The organism is Amycolatopsis sp. NPDC034160, from assembly GCF_055575355.1.
The window spans coordinates 77700-93683 of record NZ_JBVISU010000017.1 but is presented as its reverse complement, the minus strand read 5'-3'; the positions used below and the strand labels follow the sequence as shown (position 1 = coordinate 93683).

Annotated in this window: 15 protein-coding genes; 5 read left to right on the top strand and 10 right to left on the bottom strand. The window is 69.3% G+C overall.

Features of this window, described 5'->3' with window-relative positions; all coding sequences use genetic code 11:
• The first annotated feature begins 29 nt into the window (after positions 1–29).
• Positions 30–632 (top strand): TetR/AcrR family transcriptional regulator, encoded by a 603-nt coding sequence (locus ACZ54P_RS29105; RefSeq protein WP_465464764.1) that lies wholly within the window; start codon positions 30–32, stop codon positions 630–632.
• Positions 633–661: 29 nt separating this feature from the next.
• Here the strand turns inward: ACZ54P_RS29105 and ACZ54P_RS29100 are convergent, their stop codons facing one another.
• From ACZ54P_RS29100 to ACZ54P_RS29085, 4 genes are all read right to left on the bottom strand, one after another.
• Complete coding sequence (locus tag ACZ54P_RS29100; RefSeq protein ID WP_465464763.1) at positions 662–1123, bottom strand: ATP-binding protein; 462 nt, start codon at positions 1121–1123, stop codon at positions 662–664.
• Positions 1124–1228: 105 nt separating this feature from the next.
• On the bottom strand, positions 1229–1840 hold the full coding sequence (locus ACZ54P_RS29095) for a TetR/AcrR family transcriptional regulator (protein ID WP_465464762.1): 612 nt from the start codon (positions 1838–1840) through the stop codon (positions 1229–1231).
• Positions 1841–1846: 6 nt separating this feature from the next.
• Entirely contained in the window at positions 1847–2686 is an 840-nt protein-coding gene (locus tag ACZ54P_RS29090; protein WP_465464761.1) for a class I SAM-dependent methyltransferase, read from the bottom strand.
• A gap of 300 nt (positions 2687–2986) precedes the next feature.
• Positions 2987–3400, bottom strand: coding sequence for a hypothetical protein (locus ACZ54P_RS29085; protein WP_465464760.1), 414 nt, complete (start codon positions 3398–3400; stop codon positions 2987–2989).
• A gap of 285 nt (positions 3401–3685) precedes the next feature.
• Between ACZ54P_RS29085 and ACZ54P_RS29080 the strand changes: the two genes are divergently transcribed.
• Entirely contained in the window at positions 3686–4126 is a 441-nt protein-coding gene (locus ACZ54P_RS29080) for a hypothetical protein (RefSeq protein ID WP_465464759.1), read from the top strand.
• Here the strand turns inward: ACZ54P_RS29080 and ACZ54P_RS29075 are convergent.
• From ACZ54P_RS29075 to ACZ54P_RS29060, 4 genes are all read right to left on the bottom strand, one after another.
• Complete coding sequence (locus ACZ54P_RS29075) at positions 4098–7019, bottom strand: AfsR/SARP family transcriptional regulator (protein ID WP_465464758.1); 2922 nt, start codon at positions 7017–7019, stop codon at positions 4098–4100. The two genes, ACZ54P_RS29080 and ACZ54P_RS29075, sit on opposite strands and share 29 nt — an antisense overlap.
• Positions 7020–7021: 2 nt before the next feature.
• Positions 7022–7684 (bottom strand): response regulator, encoded by a 663-nt coding sequence (locus ACZ54P_RS29070; RefSeq protein WP_465464757.1) that lies wholly within the window; start codon positions 7682–7684, stop codon positions 7022–7024.
• Positions 7681–8856, bottom strand: a complete 1176-nt coding sequence (locus ACZ54P_RS29065; RefSeq protein ID WP_465464756.1) for a sensor histidine kinase — start codon at positions 8854–8856, stop codon at positions 7681–7683. The genes ACZ54P_RS29070 and ACZ54P_RS29065 overlap by 4 nt, the downstream gene beginning before the upstream one ends.
• 120 nt (positions 8857–8976) lie before the next feature.
• Positions 8977–9348, bottom strand: a complete 372-nt coding sequence (locus ACZ54P_RS29060) for an MmcQ/YjbR family DNA-binding protein (protein ID WP_465464755.1) — start codon at positions 9346–9348, stop codon at positions 8977–8979.
• Positions 9349–9460: 112 nt separating this feature from the next.
• Between ACZ54P_RS29060 and ACZ54P_RS29055 the strand changes: the two genes are divergently transcribed.
• Genes ACZ54P_RS29055 through ACZ54P_RS29045 form a run of 3 tightly spaced genes read left to right on the top strand, consistent with a single transcriptional unit; the run spans position 9461 to position 13439 of the window.
• A complete protein-coding gene (locus ACZ54P_RS29055; RefSeq protein ID WP_465464754.1) occupies positions 9461–10705 on the top strand; it encodes an SGNH/GDSL hydrolase family protein in 1245 nt (414 codons plus the stop codon).
• Between the two features lie 58 nt (positions 10706–10763).
• A complete protein-coding gene (locus ACZ54P_RS29050) occupies positions 10764–12149 on the top strand; it encodes an FAD-binding oxidoreductase (protein WP_465464753.1) in 1386 nt (461 codons plus the stop codon).
• Positions 12150–12176: 27 nt separating this feature from the next.
• Positions 12177–13439, top strand: coding sequence for a class I SAM-dependent methyltransferase (locus ACZ54P_RS29045; protein ID WP_465464752.1), 1263 nt, complete (start codon positions 12177–12179; stop codon positions 13437–13439).
• A 3-nt stretch (positions 13440–13442) separates the two neighbouring features.
• On the opposite strand, the gene ACZ54P_RS29040 is transcribed toward ACZ54P_RS29045, so the two are convergent.
• Both ACZ54P_RS29040 and ACZ54P_RS29035 read right to left on the bottom strand, forming a co-directional pair.
• Complete coding sequence (locus ACZ54P_RS29040) at positions 13443–15053, bottom strand: thiamine pyrophosphate-binding protein (protein WP_465464751.1); 1611 nt, start codon at positions 15051–15053, stop codon at positions 13443–13445.
• Positions 15050–15826, bottom strand: coding sequence for a cyclase family protein (locus ACZ54P_RS29035; RefSeq protein WP_465464750.1), 777 nt, complete (start codon positions 15824–15826; stop codon positions 15050–15052). The genes ACZ54P_RS29040 and ACZ54P_RS29035 overlap by 4 nt, the downstream gene beginning before the upstream one ends.
• Positions 15827–15984: the final 158 nt, after the last annotated feature.

Sequence of the window (15984 nt, the reverse complement as noted above, 5' to 3'; positions counted from 1 at the left end):
GGGCTCTTACATATTCCACCACCTGGGGTGTGATCCACGACATGGGCGGCAAGTACCACCACGGCGACCTTCGCGCGGAACTCGTGCGGGTCTCCCTCGATCTGATCGCCGAGCAGGGACTCGCCGCCTTTTCCGTGGCCGAGGTCGCCCGTCGCGCGAAGGTGAGTCCCGGCGCGCCTTACCGGCACTTCCGGGACAAGGAAAGTTTGATGGCCGCCATCGCCGCCACGGTGGCCTGCCAACTGGCCGATCGGGTGCACGACGCCATCGAGGCCGAAGCCGATCCCGTCACCGCGCTCGCCGCGGCCGCGGGCGCCTACACGGCCTATCTGATCGAACGCCGCGCCGGGATGAACGTCATCTACGCCGACGGCCTTCAAGGACCGGAACACACGACCTTGCACGAACAGACCCGCCGCCTGACCGACCAGTTCCTCATGCTCTGCCTCACCGTCGCCGACCGGCCGCAGGACGGGCTCGAACTGATGGAGCAGCTGTTCACGCAGGCGCACGGTTACGGCACGTTTTACCTCGACCGGGTCTTCACGAAGCAGGGCTATTCCACGGAAGTCGTCGTCCGGAAGTCGGTCGAGGCCGCCCGCGCCGCCATTGAAGGCCGCAAAAAGATGTGACGCGCTTCCCGGCGCCGCCTGAGACGCGGTCAGTTCCGGGAGTGCTTACCACGTACGCGGGGAAGTGCTTCCGGACAACCGCCGTCACAGCGGATATGCGCCCAGACGAGCTTCCCGCCGCGCACCGACTCACGCCGGACGCCCCATTGCACGGCCACTCCGTCGACGACCAGCAGCCCACGTCCGCGCGGATCCTCGATCTGCGAACGGCGCGCCCGAGGCTGTTCGACGCTGACATCCGCGACCTCGATCCGGATCGCGCACGGCGACACGCCGCGCCACAGCTGGATGTGGCGCGCGCCACCACCGTGCACGTAGGCGTTGGCGACGAGTTCCGTCGCGGCGAGCAGGACGTCGTCGCGGTGGCCCTCGCCGAGGTCGGGCAGGCATCTGACCACCCAGGCCCGTATTTCCGGCAACGCACGCGGCGTCGTCGCCCGCAGATCCAGCACCCAGGTTCCCGGAACCGGATGCTCCGCGATGCTGATCATGGAGACACCCTTCCGTCGCGCGGCCTCTGCCGAAGACGCACGATCGGGTTACCCAGAACTCACGCCGATCAACCCGTGAACCGCCGTGGCGTATCCGGCCGCAGGTCAGCGGGCCGCGATCCCCGTCAGCACCGTCGCGACCACGGCGTCGACCGCGGGCGCGGTGACCACCTTCGGACCGTGCGGGAACAGGCCGGACAGCACGGTTTCGTGGCAGACGCCGACCAGCATCGCCGTCGCTGCCCCGACATCGCCGGAAATCCTGCCGAGTTCCTTTTCCGCGCCCAGATACCCGGCGAGGCGATCCCGCCAGTTCGCCCCGTCCCCGGTCAGTTCCCCGAACCGCGCGAGCACGGCGGGGCGGGCGAGGAGCCCGGCGAACGCGGGCAGGATCTCCTTGTGCAGAGCCAAACCATAGGTCAACTGCGCACGCAGATTGGCCTCGACGGTACCTGAACCAGGCTCGGGCAGCGCGCCTAGTCCGCGTTCGACGGCCCGGACATGCTCGGCCAAGGCGTTGGCCAGCAACTCCTCCTTGTCGGCGAAGTGGTTGTACAGCACGCCATCGGCGACGCCTGCCTCCCGGGCGATCGCCCGCACCGTGAGCTCCGCGGTGCCTCGCAAGGAAATCAGGTTCGCGGCCGTGGCGATCAGATGCTCACGAAGGCTTCGGCCGTCTTCACTGTCGCGCAGGGCCGCCGCTTTCCTGGGGGACATCCGGGCTCAGCGTTTCGCGGACGCCGTGACCGACCACGCCGCCCCTCGCAAGCGGACCCCATCCGGCCCTTCGAACGGTCGGAGCACAGCCGAAAGTGCTTCGCGCGCGCCATCCGCGGCTTCGGCGCTCGCTTGGTCGAGGTGATACTTGACCGGCCCCCAGTCCGCGATGAAAGCCGTCGCGTCGACGACGTCGCTTCCCCAGACCTGGTCCGCCTCGACGCGGGTACAGGTGACATCGGTGAATCCGGCGTCCGTGAGCACCGAACGGATCCGCGCGGGATCGGCGAAGGACGTGGGGCCGGTACCGTCCTCGCCGGTGGGCGTCGGCAGGAACGGTGCCAGAGCACCGAAAACGACACCGAGATCGGTTCCGCCGAGTTCGGTCATGCAGAGGAACGCGAGCCGCCCTCCCGGCCGCAACGCGCGACGCACATTGGCGAAGGCCGCGACGGGATCGGCGAAGAACATCACCGCGAACCGGCTGAGCGCGACGTCGAAAACGGCTTCCCCGAACGGAAAGACCTGGACGTCGCCCTGCTCGAACGTCACGTTCGCGACCCCCTCGGCCTCCGCGCGGGCCCGCGCGGTGGCGAGCATCGGCGCGGACAGGTCGACGCCCGTCGCGCTCCCGAGCGGGGCACGGACGGCGGCGAGCCGGGTGACCTGACCGTTTCCGCAGCCGATGTCCAGCACCCGGTCCCGTTCACCGATACGGGCCGCGGCGAACAAGGTTTCGTTGAATCCCTCGTTCACGGCGTCGTAGCGCTCGTGGTGAGCCGCCCAATGCCGTCCCTCGTAGCCGTTCCACGCTTCCGCCTGCGCGGTGTTGACGATGCCGGTCATGCCAGACCTCCTCGGTTATGAACACACGTTCATGAACACGCGTTCATAATGATGGAGACCAGCACGGACGTCAAGGCGCAGCAAATGCCGGGATCGGTTTCCCGGCGGGGTCGTGAGTGATTTGGGTCGTTCTGGCGAACCGTCTCTTAGATACCTACTCGTGGCCTGCGGCCTTGCTGGCGTGAAGTACGCGATGGCCCCCTTCCTTGCGCTAGGCGCAAGGAAGGGGGCCATCACGTACTGGGGAAGGTGGACGAGGAAGCCTTCGGCTCACCCGCTACCAGCCCACGCGATCGCCACTCACGGGCAATGGGGCGGAAGCCAGCCCGGCGTGGTCACCATCTGCTCGGGTGTCACCGTCATCTGCGACGTCTTCGACCCGAAGCTGAAGCCGACGAGGCCACCAGGACAGACGCGGACCGCGCCAGGACCACCCTGGGTCCGGGATTCCCGCCAGGCGACGGGATCGAGGCCGACCCGCCACACCTTCCAGAACGGCGCGCCGTCCCGGTGACCGGTACAGGAATCGTCGGCGGGCAGTCCTTCGACCCGGCAGACGTAGCGGGAATCCCCGTATGGCCCGCTGCCACTCCCGAGACGCACATCGAGCCCGGAGCGCTCGAGCGCGGTCCGCGCGTCGCCGGGCGAGCCGGCCACACAGCGCACGAGGACTTCGGGGCGGCCTGCCCCTTTGAGATCGACGGCGACAGTCACCCCTTCCGCTCCTTCACAGGCACCCACGCGAGAAACCGGGTCCACGGCGGGAAAAAGAGCCACCAGGCTGAGAAGCACAGTCAAGATCGACACCCTCGGATACTACGGGTGTCACCCCGGATACCACAGTAGGACTTTTACGGAAGGCCGACACAGATCACCCTCCGTTTCGGCGGCACCTGACTTGTGGTGCCGGGGAGCTTGACCGAACAGGACGTTTCATCGGGATTTCATGGCGCCTCCTTACCGTTCAGCGGCGGACCGCTGGTCCACGAGGAGGCGTGCATGAGCCCGGCGAGCCGGACCCCGTACAACACGGTGGTGCCCAGGGACGACCGGCCGAGTCCCGGGGAACTGGACGGGGTCGTCGGACCGGGTTGGAGCTGGACGGCGTTCTCCACGCCGTGGGCCACCGGCCGCCCGGCGCCCAAGTACCGGTGGACGCTGTTCGAGACCGCCGCCCACGCCGTCGACGACCTCCGGCGCTGTCTCGACGACGGAGCCGTCAGCAGGCGCGGTGCCCTGTGCGCGTCCGTACTCCGGAAACGCGGGGCACCGCGGGAACTGGTGCTGTGCGACGGCGCGGACTGGGCGTGCGTCGTCCACGAGGTCCGCCCCGGAGTTCACCTGACCGACGCCGGTGACACTTACTTCGCACGCTGGCGGGCGACCATGGAAGGACACCGCTTCACGATCATCAACGCCGGCGTGCCGACTGTCTGGTGAGGTCCAGACCTTCCAGCGCGAGGGTGCGCTGGAGGGCGTCGCCGTCGGGTCCTATGGTGGTCAGCACCCATTCGAAGTGCTCCCTGGCGGCCACCGGATCACCCGCGGCGAGATGGGTGCGGCCGAGCCGGTTGCGGATCTCGGACTCCATCCCGGCGATGGTCTCCTCGGTGACCGCGGTCAGCGCCCGCCGCTGGAGTTCGAACGCCTCGTCGAGGTTCCCGAGTTCCAGTTCCGCCGCGCCCAGCCGGGCGAGGCTGGTCGCGGTCAGCAGGCCGTCGGTCGTCTCCTCGGCCAGTTCGACGGAACGCCGCAGATCCAGCGAGGCTTCGGCGAACCTCCCGATTTCGAGACGGACGGTGCCGCTGTGGCACAGCACCCGCGCCAGCATTCCGGCGCTGCCGATCTCCTCGCTCAGGTCGCGGGCGCGGGCGAGGTGCTCCAGCGCTTCTTCGTACTCGCCCCGCGTATAGGCGAGATAGCCGAGCGCGGACAACGACCGTTCGGCGAGCCAGCCGTCGCCCACCTCGTCGGCCATGGTCGTCACCCGCCGCATCCCCGGCGTCGCGAGGTCGTGCCGTCCGGCGATCAGGTCCACCATGGTGAGCCCGCCCAGCGCCCGCGCCTCCACCCCGCGGTCGCCGCAGGCCTGGCCCGCTCGCAGCGCGTCGTCGAACCAGCCGCGCGCCCGGTCCAGCTGCCCCTGCATGGCGTAGGCGTAGCCGAGGCAGAACCGCAGCGACGAGACCAGACGCTCGTCTTCCGCCCGTTCGGCCAGTGGCAGCGCGACCTGCAGCGCGGTCCGGCATTCGTGGTACCGCTGCTGGCGCGCGAGGTAGTCGACCAGCCCTTCGGCGATCGAGCAAGCGACGCCGTCTAGCCCCGCTTCGGCGGCTTGAGTGACCACTTCGGGCAGGTCGCCGACGGCGTCGAGCCAGACGGAAGCGTCCCGCTGTCCGGTGAACGGCCCGGCTCCCGACTCCACCGGGAACCGCGCGACTCCCCATTCGCTCGCCCGGCGAGCGGCCTTGAGGTACAGCCCGTACACGCGGTTCCGCGCGGCTTCGACGACGTCGTCCGGCAGCTCTCCGGCGAGCCGCCGGGCGTAGACCGCCACCAGATCGTGCAGCCGGTAGCGGCCGCTCGCCGGTTCCTGCACGAGACTCGCGTCGACGAGGTTTTCCAGCCGACGCTCGGCTTCGGCAGGCGAGCAGTCCAGCAGGGCCGCCACCGAAAGGCTGTCGAACTCAGGCGTCGGCGACAGTCCGAGCGCGCCGAACGCGCGTTTCTCGGCGGGCCGCAGCTGCTCGTACGACAGGCTCAGCGCCACCTCGACGCTGCGGTCCTCGGCGGTCAGTTCGCCGAGGCGCCGTTCGTCGTCCGACATCCGGTCCACCAGGTCCTTGAACGTCCACATCGGACGGTTCTGCAACCGGGCACCCGCGATCCGCAGCGCGAGCGGCAGCCGTCCGCACAGCCCGGCGAGCGCGCGCACGGCGAACCGCTCCCCCTCGGCCCTCGGTGCGCCCACGATGCGGCTCAGCAGCCGTTCCGCGGCTTCGAGCCCCAGCGCGCCAAGGGAAACACGTCGATCGGCGTCCAAACCGGACAGACGGCGGCGACTGGTCACCAGCACGCGACTGCCCGGGCCCGCCGGCAGCAAAGGCCGTACCTGCCCGGCGGATTCGGCGTTGTCGAGCACCAGCAGCAACTCGAGCCGTGCGGTCGCCGCCCGCCACGACGCGGACAGCTCGTCGAGATCGTCCGGCATGGCGATGTCCTCCACGCCGACCGCTCGCAACAGCCGCCGCAGTGCGCGTTCCGGGGTTACCGGCTCGCGGCCTTCGGTGTATCCGTGCAGATCCACGAACAGCGCACCGTCGGAATAGGACTCGCGGAGCCGGTGGGCCGCGCACACCGCGAGCGTCGTCTTCCCGGAGCCGGGGACACCGTCGACGGCGTCGACCGAGACCGACTCCGGATCGCCTTCCGCGACGAGCAGCGCGAGTTCCCGGTCCCGCCCGACGAGTTCGCCGGTGGTGGCGGGCAGTTCGTTGCGGGCCCGGCGCGGCGCCTCCCGGCGCTGTGCCTCCCGGTGCTGTGCTATGCCGAGCAACGCGTCGTCACCACGCAGTACCGATTCCTGAACCTGCCGTAATTCCTCGCCCGGCTCGACCCCGAGTTGCTCGATCAACCGCTCGCGGACGTCGGTGAACACCTCCAGCGCCTCCGCCTGCCGACCGCCGCCGTAGAGGGCGCGCATCAGCAGGGCGGCCAGCGGCTCACTCGGCGGGTCGGCGGACACCAGCGCCGACAACTCGCCGATCACCTCGTCGAACCGGCCGAGTTTCAGCTGGGCGCCCAGTTTCCGGCGCAGCAGCAGAAGTCTGCGTTCCTCCAGCCGTCGCCGTTCGCCCTGCACGAACGCGCCGGGCAGCCCCGTCAGCGGCTCGCCGTGGAACAACCGGAGCGCGTCGGCGAAGGTGTCCACCGCGGTGACAAGGTCGCCTGTCTCCTCGGCGGCGGCCGCGACGGCGGCCATCTCCTCCAGTCGCGCCACGTCCAGCCGCACCCCGGCGCTGGCGAACCGGTAGCCGCCACGGTCGGACACGATCACCGAGTCCCGCGGCCGCTGCCCGGAAGTGTCCAGGCACTGCCGCAGCCGTCGGACGTAGACCGGCAGCACGTTCGACTCCGGCGGCCGTTCCCAGAGCCCGTCGGTGAGTTCGTGATGGCTGACGGTCACATCCGGGCGCAGCACCAGCGCGGCCAACACGGCCTGCTGCCGGACCGGACCGAGATCCAGCCGAGTCTCCCCCTGCCAGGCCCGCAACGGGCCGAGCACCTCGAAGCGCAACGAGTCCGGCATGGTCATCCCCCCTTCGTTTCCCATGGCTAGCCCGGCACCACGATCCCGTGGTCGAACGCGTAGACGATCGCCGCCGCCCGGTCACGCAGCTGGAGCTTGGTGAAGATCCGGCCGATGTGGCTTTTCACGGTCACCTCCGAAATCACCAGCGTCGCGGCGATCTCCGCGTTGGTCAGCCCGCGGCCGATCGCCCGGAGCACGTCCTGCTCCCTCGGGGTCAGCAGTTCGGGTGAACGTCCGCCGCTGCCGGTCCCGGCGGCCTGCCGGTAGGCGGCGAGCACGCGGCCGGTGACGCCGGGGTCGAGCCAGGCGTCGCCCGCGGCGACCGCGCGCACGGCCCGGATCAGATCTTCGGCCGGGGAATCCTTGAGGACGTATCCCGCCGCCCCCGCCCGTAGCGCGTCGGCGAGCAGGTTGTCGTCGTCGAAGGTGGTCAGCGCGAGCACCGGCGGATGGCCGCCGGAGCGCCGCAACCGCCTGGTCGCCTCCACGCCGCCGACGTTCTTCATCCGCAGGTCCATCACGATGACGTCGACCTCGTTCGCGGCCAGCGCCGCGGGCACTTCCGAACCGTCGCCGCATTCCCCCGCGATGACGAACCCGTCGCGACGCCGCAGGATGCGCCGAAGTCCGGACCGGACCAGCTCCTGATCGTCGACCAGCAACACCCGGATCTCCGTGGCGGTCACGGCTGCACCGCCCTGGTCTTCGGCACGGTGACCTCGACGATCCACTGCTTGCCCTTGGGCCCGGCGCTGAGTTCCGCGCCGAGCTGGGCCGCGCGGACGGCCATCCCGGCCAGCCCCGACCCGTCCTCCGACGTGCGCCGGACGGCCGTGGGCAGGGTGTTGCTGACGATGAGTTTCGCGCCCGACCGGCCGGTGTCCAGCCGGACCTCCGCGGTCGCGCCGGGGGCGTGTTTGACGACGTTGACGAGTGATTCCTGCACGATGCGGTAGAGGCCCAATCCTTCCGAGGCGCCTACCAGACCGAGGTCGCCTTCCTGTGTATAGCGCACCGCCAAACCGGCGACCCTGGTGCGTTCCACCAGCGTCGCGATGTCCTCCACGCCCGGTAACGGGGCGCTTCCGGACGGTGTGTCGGCGAGCAGGCCGACCGTGCGGCGGATGTCGGCCATCGCGGCGCGTCCCACCTGTTCGGCTTCGGTGAGCGCTTCGATCGCCTCGTCGACGTCGCGGTCCTGCTGCAGCGCGCGCCGGGCACCGGTCAGATGCAGCAGCGTGATGCTGAGCGAATGGCCGACGACGTCGTGCACCTCACGCGCGATCCGCTGCCGCTCGGCCAGCAGCGCCTTGTCGCGGGAGGCGTCACGGTTGCCGCGTTCGGCGTCCAGCACCCTGGTGTACCAGCGGACCATGAGCCCGCCGCTGAGCCCGAGCAGGATCGCGACCAGGTAGACGGGCACGCCGATCAGCCCGCCCCAGACGCCCGCGACGATCAGGACCGCCTCACACGTGACGGTGACGATGGCGATCCCCATCGTCGTCCGCAGGACACTGCCCGCTTCGGTGGCCGCGACCAGCAGCAGCAACGGCGCGAAATCCGGGAGTACCGGTTCGAAGAGCAGGACCGAGGCGGCGGCGATCAGCGCCGCCATCCGCACCCACGGCATGATCCAGGCGGTGGTCACCCAGATCAGCGACGGCGCGATCACGATCAGCCCGGCCAGCGCGATCGGCTCCGGCGGCAGCAGCGCGTCCCGCTGCACCAGCGCGACCAGCGTGAACACCAAGCTCACGCCGGTCGCGCACAACGCGCCCCACCACGGCAGGGTCAACCCGGCCCGGGTGAGGCTCACCTGCACCCGTGCCCGGAATCGGTCCCGCAAGATCACCAGCACCGCTTCAGCCTAGGAAGTCCGGGGCGGCGCGTCATCGTGCGGCGGGCGGCACCCGTCTCCGCCCACGGTAGGAGGCCGGGCGAGCACGGACCGATGAAATCCGGATGAAACGCAGGCCGTTCATTCCTGGCTGAGCGCGACCCACTTCAGCTTCTCCTGCTCCCGCTTCGGCAGGCCCGCGACGACGAGGTCGTAGGAGTCCTCGATCAGCTCGCGGACGAAGTCGCCGGTCAGCGAACCGTCGAGTTCGACGGTGTTCCAGTGCTGCTTGTTGAGGTGGTAGCCGGGGATGATCGCCGGATGCTCGGCGCGCAACCGGACCGCCAGATCGGGTTCGCATTTGAGGCTGATCCGCAGCGGTTTCGCCTTGAGCGCGCTGAGCGCGAACATCTTGCCCGAGACCTTGAACACACTGGACCGTTCGTCGAACGGGAACTCCTCGCGGGCACCGGGGAAGCCGAGGCAGATCTTCCGGAGAGCGGCAGGCGTCATCCGGTCAGGCTAACCCCCTCATCCGACAGAAATCTGTCCTGTGCCGCGCATTGACCGGCGGTCGGTGATTCACCGACGATGAGCGGAGCCGACTGGGTGGAGGCGTGACGACATGCGACCGAACCGTGTCTTTCGAAGCGAGCATTCAGGAAAGCGCTTACTGGCGGCGGCCGTCCTGCTGCTGGGCGTCGTACCGGGCGCAGTGGCGGCGGCCCCGGCGAGCCAGGTGGAGGGCACCACCACGAGCGGATGGGTGGGCACCTGGGCGGCGGCACCCGCGGCCGGGGTGGCCGGGACCGACAACGGCTACCCGAACTTCTCGATCCGCAACATCGTGCACATCAGCGCCGGCGGGCACGAGGTCCGCGTGCGGCTGTCCAACGCTTTCGGCCGGACGCCGGTGCTGTTCGGCCGGGTGACCGTCGCGGTCGCCGCCGGACCGGACACCCCGCAGGCAGTCCCCGGCACCATGCGCGCGCTCACCTTCGGCGGCAACCGCGAGATCACCGTGCCGCCGGGCGCCGACGTCGTCAGCGACGGCACGGCGCTGAACGTGCCGAGGGACAGCGACCTCCTGGTGACCACCTACACCCCGACGCCGTCCGGCCCGGTCACCCATCACCCGCTGGCCATGCAGAACTCGTACTTCACCCGTGACGGCGACAAGGCGGCCGACGAGTCGGCGGCGGCGTTCCCGGAACGGACCGCCGTGTGGCACTACGTGTCCGGAGTGGACGTCCGCGGCCATGGGCTGCGGGGCAGCGTCGTCGCGATCGGCGACTCGATCACCGACGGGGCGAACTCGACCTGGGGCGCCAATCTGCGCTGGCCCGATCAACTCGCCGACAAGATCAGCCGTCACCTCGGCGTGCTCAACGCGGGGATCAGCGGGAACCGCCTGCTGCTCGACGGCGGCAACTACGGCGTCAACGCGCTGGCGCGGCTCGACCGGGACGTGCTGAGTCAATCCGGCGCGCGCACGGCGATCGTGTTCGAGGGCATCAACGACATCCAGCAGACGCCGCACCAGGCCGATCCGCACAAGATCATCTCGGCGCTGAAGCAGATCGCCACTCGGGCACGCGACCGCGGTCTGCGGGTCCTCGGCGCGACGATCACACCGTGGAAGGGTTGGCATTCCTACACCCCCGAACTCGAAGAGACCCGGCAGGCGGTCAACCGGTTCATCCGGACCAGCAGGCTGTTCGACGGCTACGTCGACTTCGACGCGGTGATCCGCGATCCCGCCGACCCGCAGCGGATGAAACCCGAGTACGACTCCGGCGATCACCTCCACCCCGGGGACAAGGGCTTCACGGCGATGGCGGACGCCGTCCCCTTGCCTCGGCTCGGGTAGAGATTAAGGGCTGCGCGTGGCGGTTTCGTCAGGCACGATGAGTTGATGGCGATCAATGATGGCTGACAACGACAGCGGCATCCGAGCGACGGCGCGGTTGGTCCGGTTCGCCGAACACGAAGCGCGCACGGAGACTCTCCGTGCGCAACTGGCCGGTCTCCACGGCACCATCCGGCTGGCGAAGCGGACGTCGAACCTGTTCCGTGCGCGGACGGCGACCAGTACGCCGGGACTGGACGTCTCGGGGTTCACGCACGTGCTCGATGTCGATCCACTGGCCCGAACGGCGGACGTCGAGGGCATGGTCACCTACGAGCAACTGGTGGACGCGACCCTGCCACACGGGCTGATGCCACTGGTCGTGCCGCAGCTCAAGACGATCACCCTCGGCGGCGCGGTCACCGGCCTCGGCATCGAATCCTCGTCGTTCCGCAACGGTCTCGTGCACGAGTCGGTGCTGGAGATGGAGTTGCTCACCGGTGACGGCAGGGTCGTCGTCGCGCGGGCGGACAACGAGCACAGCGACCTGTTCCACGGCTTCCCGAACTCGTACGGAACGCTCGGCTACGCGCTGCGGCTGAAGATCGAATTGGAGCCGGTCAAACCGTACGTGCGGCTCGACCACATCCGGTACGACGACACCGAGGAGTACTTCACGGCGCTCGGTGAAGCCTGCCGCAACGGGTCGGCCGACTTCGTCGACGGAACGGTCTTCGGTCCCGGCGAGCAGTACCTGACGCTGGGTACGTTCACCACCTCCGCGCCCGCGACCAGCGACTACACCTGGCTCGACATCTACTACCGGTCGATCCGCGAACGGGAGACCGATCACCTGAGCGTCCGGGACTACCTGTGGCGCTGGGACACGGACTGGTTCTGGTGCTCGCGGGCGTTCGGCGTGCAGCACCGGCTCCCCCGGCTGCTGCTGGGCAGGCGGCTGCTCCGGTCGTCGGTCTATTGGAAGGCGGTGGCGCTCGACCGCCGGTTCGGGATCGCGGCGAAGCTGCTCAAGCTGCGCGGTCTCCCGCCGGAAGAGACCGTCGTCCAGGACATCGAGGTACCGCTGTCGCGCGCCGCGGAGTTCCTGGACTTCTTCCGCCGCGAGATCCCGATCAGCCCGGTGTGGATCTGCCCGCTGAAGCAGCGGCCAGGTGGCGTGAACTCGCCGCTGTACGAATTGGATCCCGAAACGCTGTACGTCAACTTCGGCTTCTGGTCCGCGGTCCCGCTGGACCCCGGCGAGGAGCCGGATACGCACAATCGGCTGATCGAAGCCGAAGTGACGCGGCTCGGCGGGCGGAAATCGCTGTACTCCGACAGTTTCTATACCGAAGAGGAGTTCTGGCGGCTGTACAACGGCGACGCCTACCGGAAACTCAAAACGGCCAACGACCCGGACGGCCGCCTGCTCGACCTGTACGCGAAATGCGTGCGGCGGCGGTGACCCCGGGCCGGGAAGAAGAGAGAGAACATGGCTGAGAACACGACCGTCGGGAAGATCTTCGAGCGGTTGCTCGGCCCGAGCGCCCAGGTGTCCATCACCGCCTACGACGGCAGCTCGAGCGGTCCGGCGGACGCGCCGGTGTCGATCCAGGTGCGCTCGCCACTGGCGCTGACGTACCTGATGTCCTCGCCGGGCGACCTCGGTCTCGCGCGCGCCTATGTCGCCGGCGCGCTCGACGTGGACGGTGACCTCTACACGGCGCTGCGTGCCCTCGTGGCACAGGTCGATCAGCTCAGCGCCGCGGATCGCCTGTGGCTGCTGCGCGAACTCGGCCCCAGGCATCTGCGCCGGGTCGCCCCACCCGCCGAAGAACTGCCAAGCCGCGCCAAACGCGTCTTCGACGGGCTGCGGCACTCGAAAGCCCGCGACAGCAACGCGATAGCGAACCACTACGACGTCTCGAACCGGTTCTACGAACTGGTTCTGGGTCCGTCGATGGCCTACACCTGCGCCGCGTTCCCGTCCGCCGAAGCGTCGCTGGAAGAGGCACAGGAGCACAAATTCGACCTGGTGTGCCGGAAACTCGGCCTCAAACCGGGGATGCGGCTGCTGGACGTCGGCTGTGGCTGGGGCGGGATGGTCGAGCACGCGGTCGCGAACTACGGTGTCGAGGCGCTGGGCGTCACCCTCTCGCGCGAACAGGCGCAATGGGCGCAGAAGGACATCGTGACCAAGGGCCTCGCCGACCGGGCCGAAGTACGGCACCTCGACTACCGCGACGTCACCGAAACCGGCTTCGACGCCGTGTCGTCGATCGGGCTCACCGAGCACATCGGCGCGCGGAACCTGCCGTCGTACTTCCGTTTCCTCGCCGGGAAACTGAAGCCGCAAGGGCGGTTGCTGAACCACTGCATCACCAACCCGGACACCTCCGTCCCGCACCGGTCGCGCGGTTTCATCGACCGGTACGTCTTCCCCGACGGCGAACTGGAGTCCGTCGGGGAGATCGCCACCGCGATGCACGACAGCGGGCTCGAGGTGCGGCATTCGGAGAACCTCCGCGAGCATTACGCCACCACCCTCGGCGCGTGGTGCGCCAACCTCGACGCGAACTGGGACGCGGCCGTCGCCGAAGCGGGCGCCGGCCGGAGCCGGGTCTGGGCGCTGTACATGGCCGCCTGCCGCCTCGCGTTCGAACGGCGGGAGATCGAACTGCACCAGGTGCTCGGGGTGAAGGTCGGTCCGGACGGCGACTCGGGCATGCCGTTGCGGCCGGACTGGGGCGTGTAGCACTCAGTGGCGGAAGGCCTCGGCCAGCCACCACGAGCCGCCGTCGTCGGCGATCTTGGCGTCGACGACGAGTGGCGCGTCCCGTGGTCCGCCGAGCCACTCCGTGACGGCCGTCAGATCCTCGGCCGATCGCACGGTGACGCCCGCGCAGCCGAAGCCGCGGCCGATCGCCGCGATATCGGTGTCGGGGAACCGGACCGTGGTCATGTCCGCGTCGCCGAAGTGGTGGATCTCGGCGCCATACGCGGCGTCGTTGTAGACGACGACCACGAGCGGCATCCTCAGCCGTACGGCGGTTTCCAGCTCCGAGAGGGCCATGTGGAACCCGCCGTCGCCGATGGCGAGCACCGGTAGCCTGTCCGGCCTGGCCAGTGCCGCGCCGATCGCCGTGCCGAAACCGAGCCCGACGCATTGGAACGCCTGAGTGAAGCAGAAACCGTTCTCGTCGGGAACGGACAGATACGCGCTCGGGTAGCCCATGAAGTTGCCGGAGTCGACCGAGACCACGCGTTCGGCGGGAAGGATCTCGTCGAGCCGGCGGCTGAGCGTGCGCGGATCGATCCTCCCGTCGCCGGATAGGTCGTTATACGGCACGTCATTCCACCATGTTCCCGTGACGACTTCGCGACTCGCGCCGTGGCCACGCCTGGTGAGTTCGGCGTGGACGTCCTCGGCGGTGCTGGTGACGTCGCCGACGACGCCCAGGTCGATCGGGCGGTGGGCGCCGAGCGCGGCCTGCTCCACGTCGACCTGGACCAGGCGGGCCTCCGGGCCTAGGAGGGTGCCGTGCCGTGTGGTCCACATGTTCAGCGCGCAGCCCCAGCCGACCACGAGGTCGGCGTCACCGATGAGGTCCGCCGTCCTCGGGGACGAAAACCCGCCCGCGATCCCGATCGAGAAGGGATCGTCGTGGAAGAGGCCGTGCGCCACCGCGGAGGTCGCCAGCAGCGAGCCGGAGACCTCCGCGAGTTCTCGCAGGGCCACGGAACTCCCTCGCGCACCGCGACCGGCGATGAACATCGGCCGCCGGGCCTGGGCGAGAAGATCAGCCAGTTTCGCGACCGCCTCGACACTCGGCCGGATCGGCGCCGGGCCGTCGATTTCCGGAACCGGGACCGCTTCGGGTGCTTCCTGGGCTTGGACATCGAGCGGCAGGTTGAGCAGGACGGTCCGGCGTTGCTGCCAGGCCGTCCGGTAGGCGCGGACGGTGTCGGCGACCGCGGTCGCCGCGCTGTGGACGCGTTCCGGTACGGCACCGACGGCCGTCGCGAGCGCGTCCTGGTCGATCCGGAAGTTCGACAGCACCGCCGAGGCCGCGGTGTCGGCGGCCAGGACGATCATCGGTGTCCGGCTCTTGGCAGCCTCGGTGATCCCGGTGATCGCGTTGGTCAGCCCGACGCCCTGGTGCAGACTCAGCACCGACATCCGGCCGCTAATCCGCGCGTACGCGTCGGCCATACTCGCCGCGCCGCCCTCGTGCCGCGCGGCGACGAAGCGCACTCCCCCTGCCCGCAACCCGTTGGTGGCCTCGAAATTGCCGCTGCCCACGACCCCGAACGCGGCACCCACGCCGAGTTCCGCCAATGTGCGTCCGACCAGCTCCGCGACCTTCATGCCCGCTCCACCAACGCGTAGACCCGGGCCGGGCTGCCGGAGCCACCGACGATCGGGAGCGGACTCACGATCAACAGCGATCCGGTCGGCGGCAGGCTCGCCAGGTTCCGCAGCTGGGTCAAACCGTGCTTTCCCGCCCCCAGCATGAGTTCATGGCAGGGGAAGGCCGGTTCGAGAGCCAGCGCCTGTCCGGCGTCCGTGCCCACCGTCTCCACGCCGAACCCGGTGATCGGCGCCTCCTCGGCGAGCCAGCGAGCACAGTCAGCCGAGATCCCCGGCGTATGCGGGCCGTTCTCGTCGTTGTTGAGGAACGTCTCCTGCTCGTGCGAACGGGCATCCCAGCCGGTGCGGTAGAGCAGCCATCCACCGTCCGGAAGCGACCCGTGCTCACGCTCCCACTCGCGGATGTCGTCGACGGACAGCAGGAAATCCGGATCTTCGGCCGCACGGGCCGACGCGTCGAGCACCACCGCCGGGGCGACCAGCGTCCGCAGCGGGACCTCCGAGACGTCGTGGCCGTCCTTGCCCGACAACCAATGCACCGGGACGTCGAGATGGGTTCCGGTGTGCTCGCCCGTGTGGATGTTGTTCCAGTACCAGCGCGGCCCGCGTTCGTCGTAGCGGCTGATCTCCTCCAGACCGAACGGGATCGTGTTCGCGAACGGCTCCGGCAACCGCAGGACGGGCGTGCTCGCGCTCAACGGCGCGGTGAGGTCGACGACCTCGATCGCGCCGGTGGTGATCGCGGTGTTCAGCTGGGCCAACAGCGACATGCGTGCCTCCCGGAGTGACTGCGGTGTCTCGGTCACTTTAGGCCGGTTTTCGGTGTTGGGGCGAGGAAGTCCGTGAAGGCCTCCTTCCCTGCTCTCAAGGTAGGAAAGGAGGCCTTCACGACGTGGGTCTGGACTGGTCGGTCGCGAGTGATGATGAG

What these genes read in the sequence shown, in the direction of transcription:
- ACZ54P_RS29100 (WP_465464763.1), bottom strand. Translation starts at nt 1,123, where the DNA reads ATGATCAGCATCGCGGAGCATCCGGTTCCGGGAACCTGGGTGCTGGAT.
- ACZ54P_RS29095 (WP_465464762.1), bottom strand. Translation starts at nt 1,840, where the DNA reads ATGTCCCCCAGGAAAGCGGCGGCCCTGCGCGACAGTGAAGACGGCCGA.
- ACZ54P_RS29090 (WP_465464761.1), bottom strand. Translation starts at nt 2,686, where the DNA reads ATGACCGGCATCGTCAACACCGCGCAGGCGGAAGCGTGGAACGGCTAC.
- ACZ54P_RS29080 (WP_465464759.1), top strand. Translation starts at nt 3,686, where the DNA reads ATGAGCCCGGCGAGCCGGACCCCGTACAACACGGTGGTGCCCAGGGAC.
- ACZ54P_RS29075 (WP_465464758.1), bottom strand. Translation starts at nt 7,019, where the DNA reads ATGGGAAACGAAGGGGGGATGACCATGCCGGACTCGTTGCGCTTCGAG.
- ACZ54P_RS29060 (WP_465464755.1), bottom strand. Translation starts at nt 9,348, where the DNA reads ATGACGCCTGCCGCTCTCCGGAAGATCTGCCTCGGCTTCCCCGGTGCC.
- ACZ54P_RS29055 (WP_465464754.1), top strand. Translation starts at nt 9,461, where the DNA reads ATGCGACCGAACCGTGTCTTTCGAAGCGAGCATTCAGGAAAGCGCTTA.
- ACZ54P_RS29050 (WP_465464753.1), top strand. Translation starts at nt 10,764, where the DNA reads ATGGCTGACAACGACAGCGGCATCCGAGCGACGGCGCGGTTGGTCCGG.
- ACZ54P_RS29045 (WP_465464752.1), top strand. Translation starts at nt 12,177, where the DNA reads ATGGCTGAGAACACGACCGTCGGGAAGATCTTCGAGCGGTTGCTCGGC.
- ACZ54P_RS29040 (WP_465464751.1), bottom strand. Translation starts at nt 15,053, where the DNA reads ATGAAGGTCGCGGAGCTGGTCGGACGCACATTGGCGGAACTCGGCGTG.
- ACZ54P_RS29035 (WP_465464750.1), bottom strand. Translation starts at nt 15,826, where the DNA reads ATGTCGCTGTTGGCCCAGCTGAACACCGCGATCACCACCGGCGCGATC.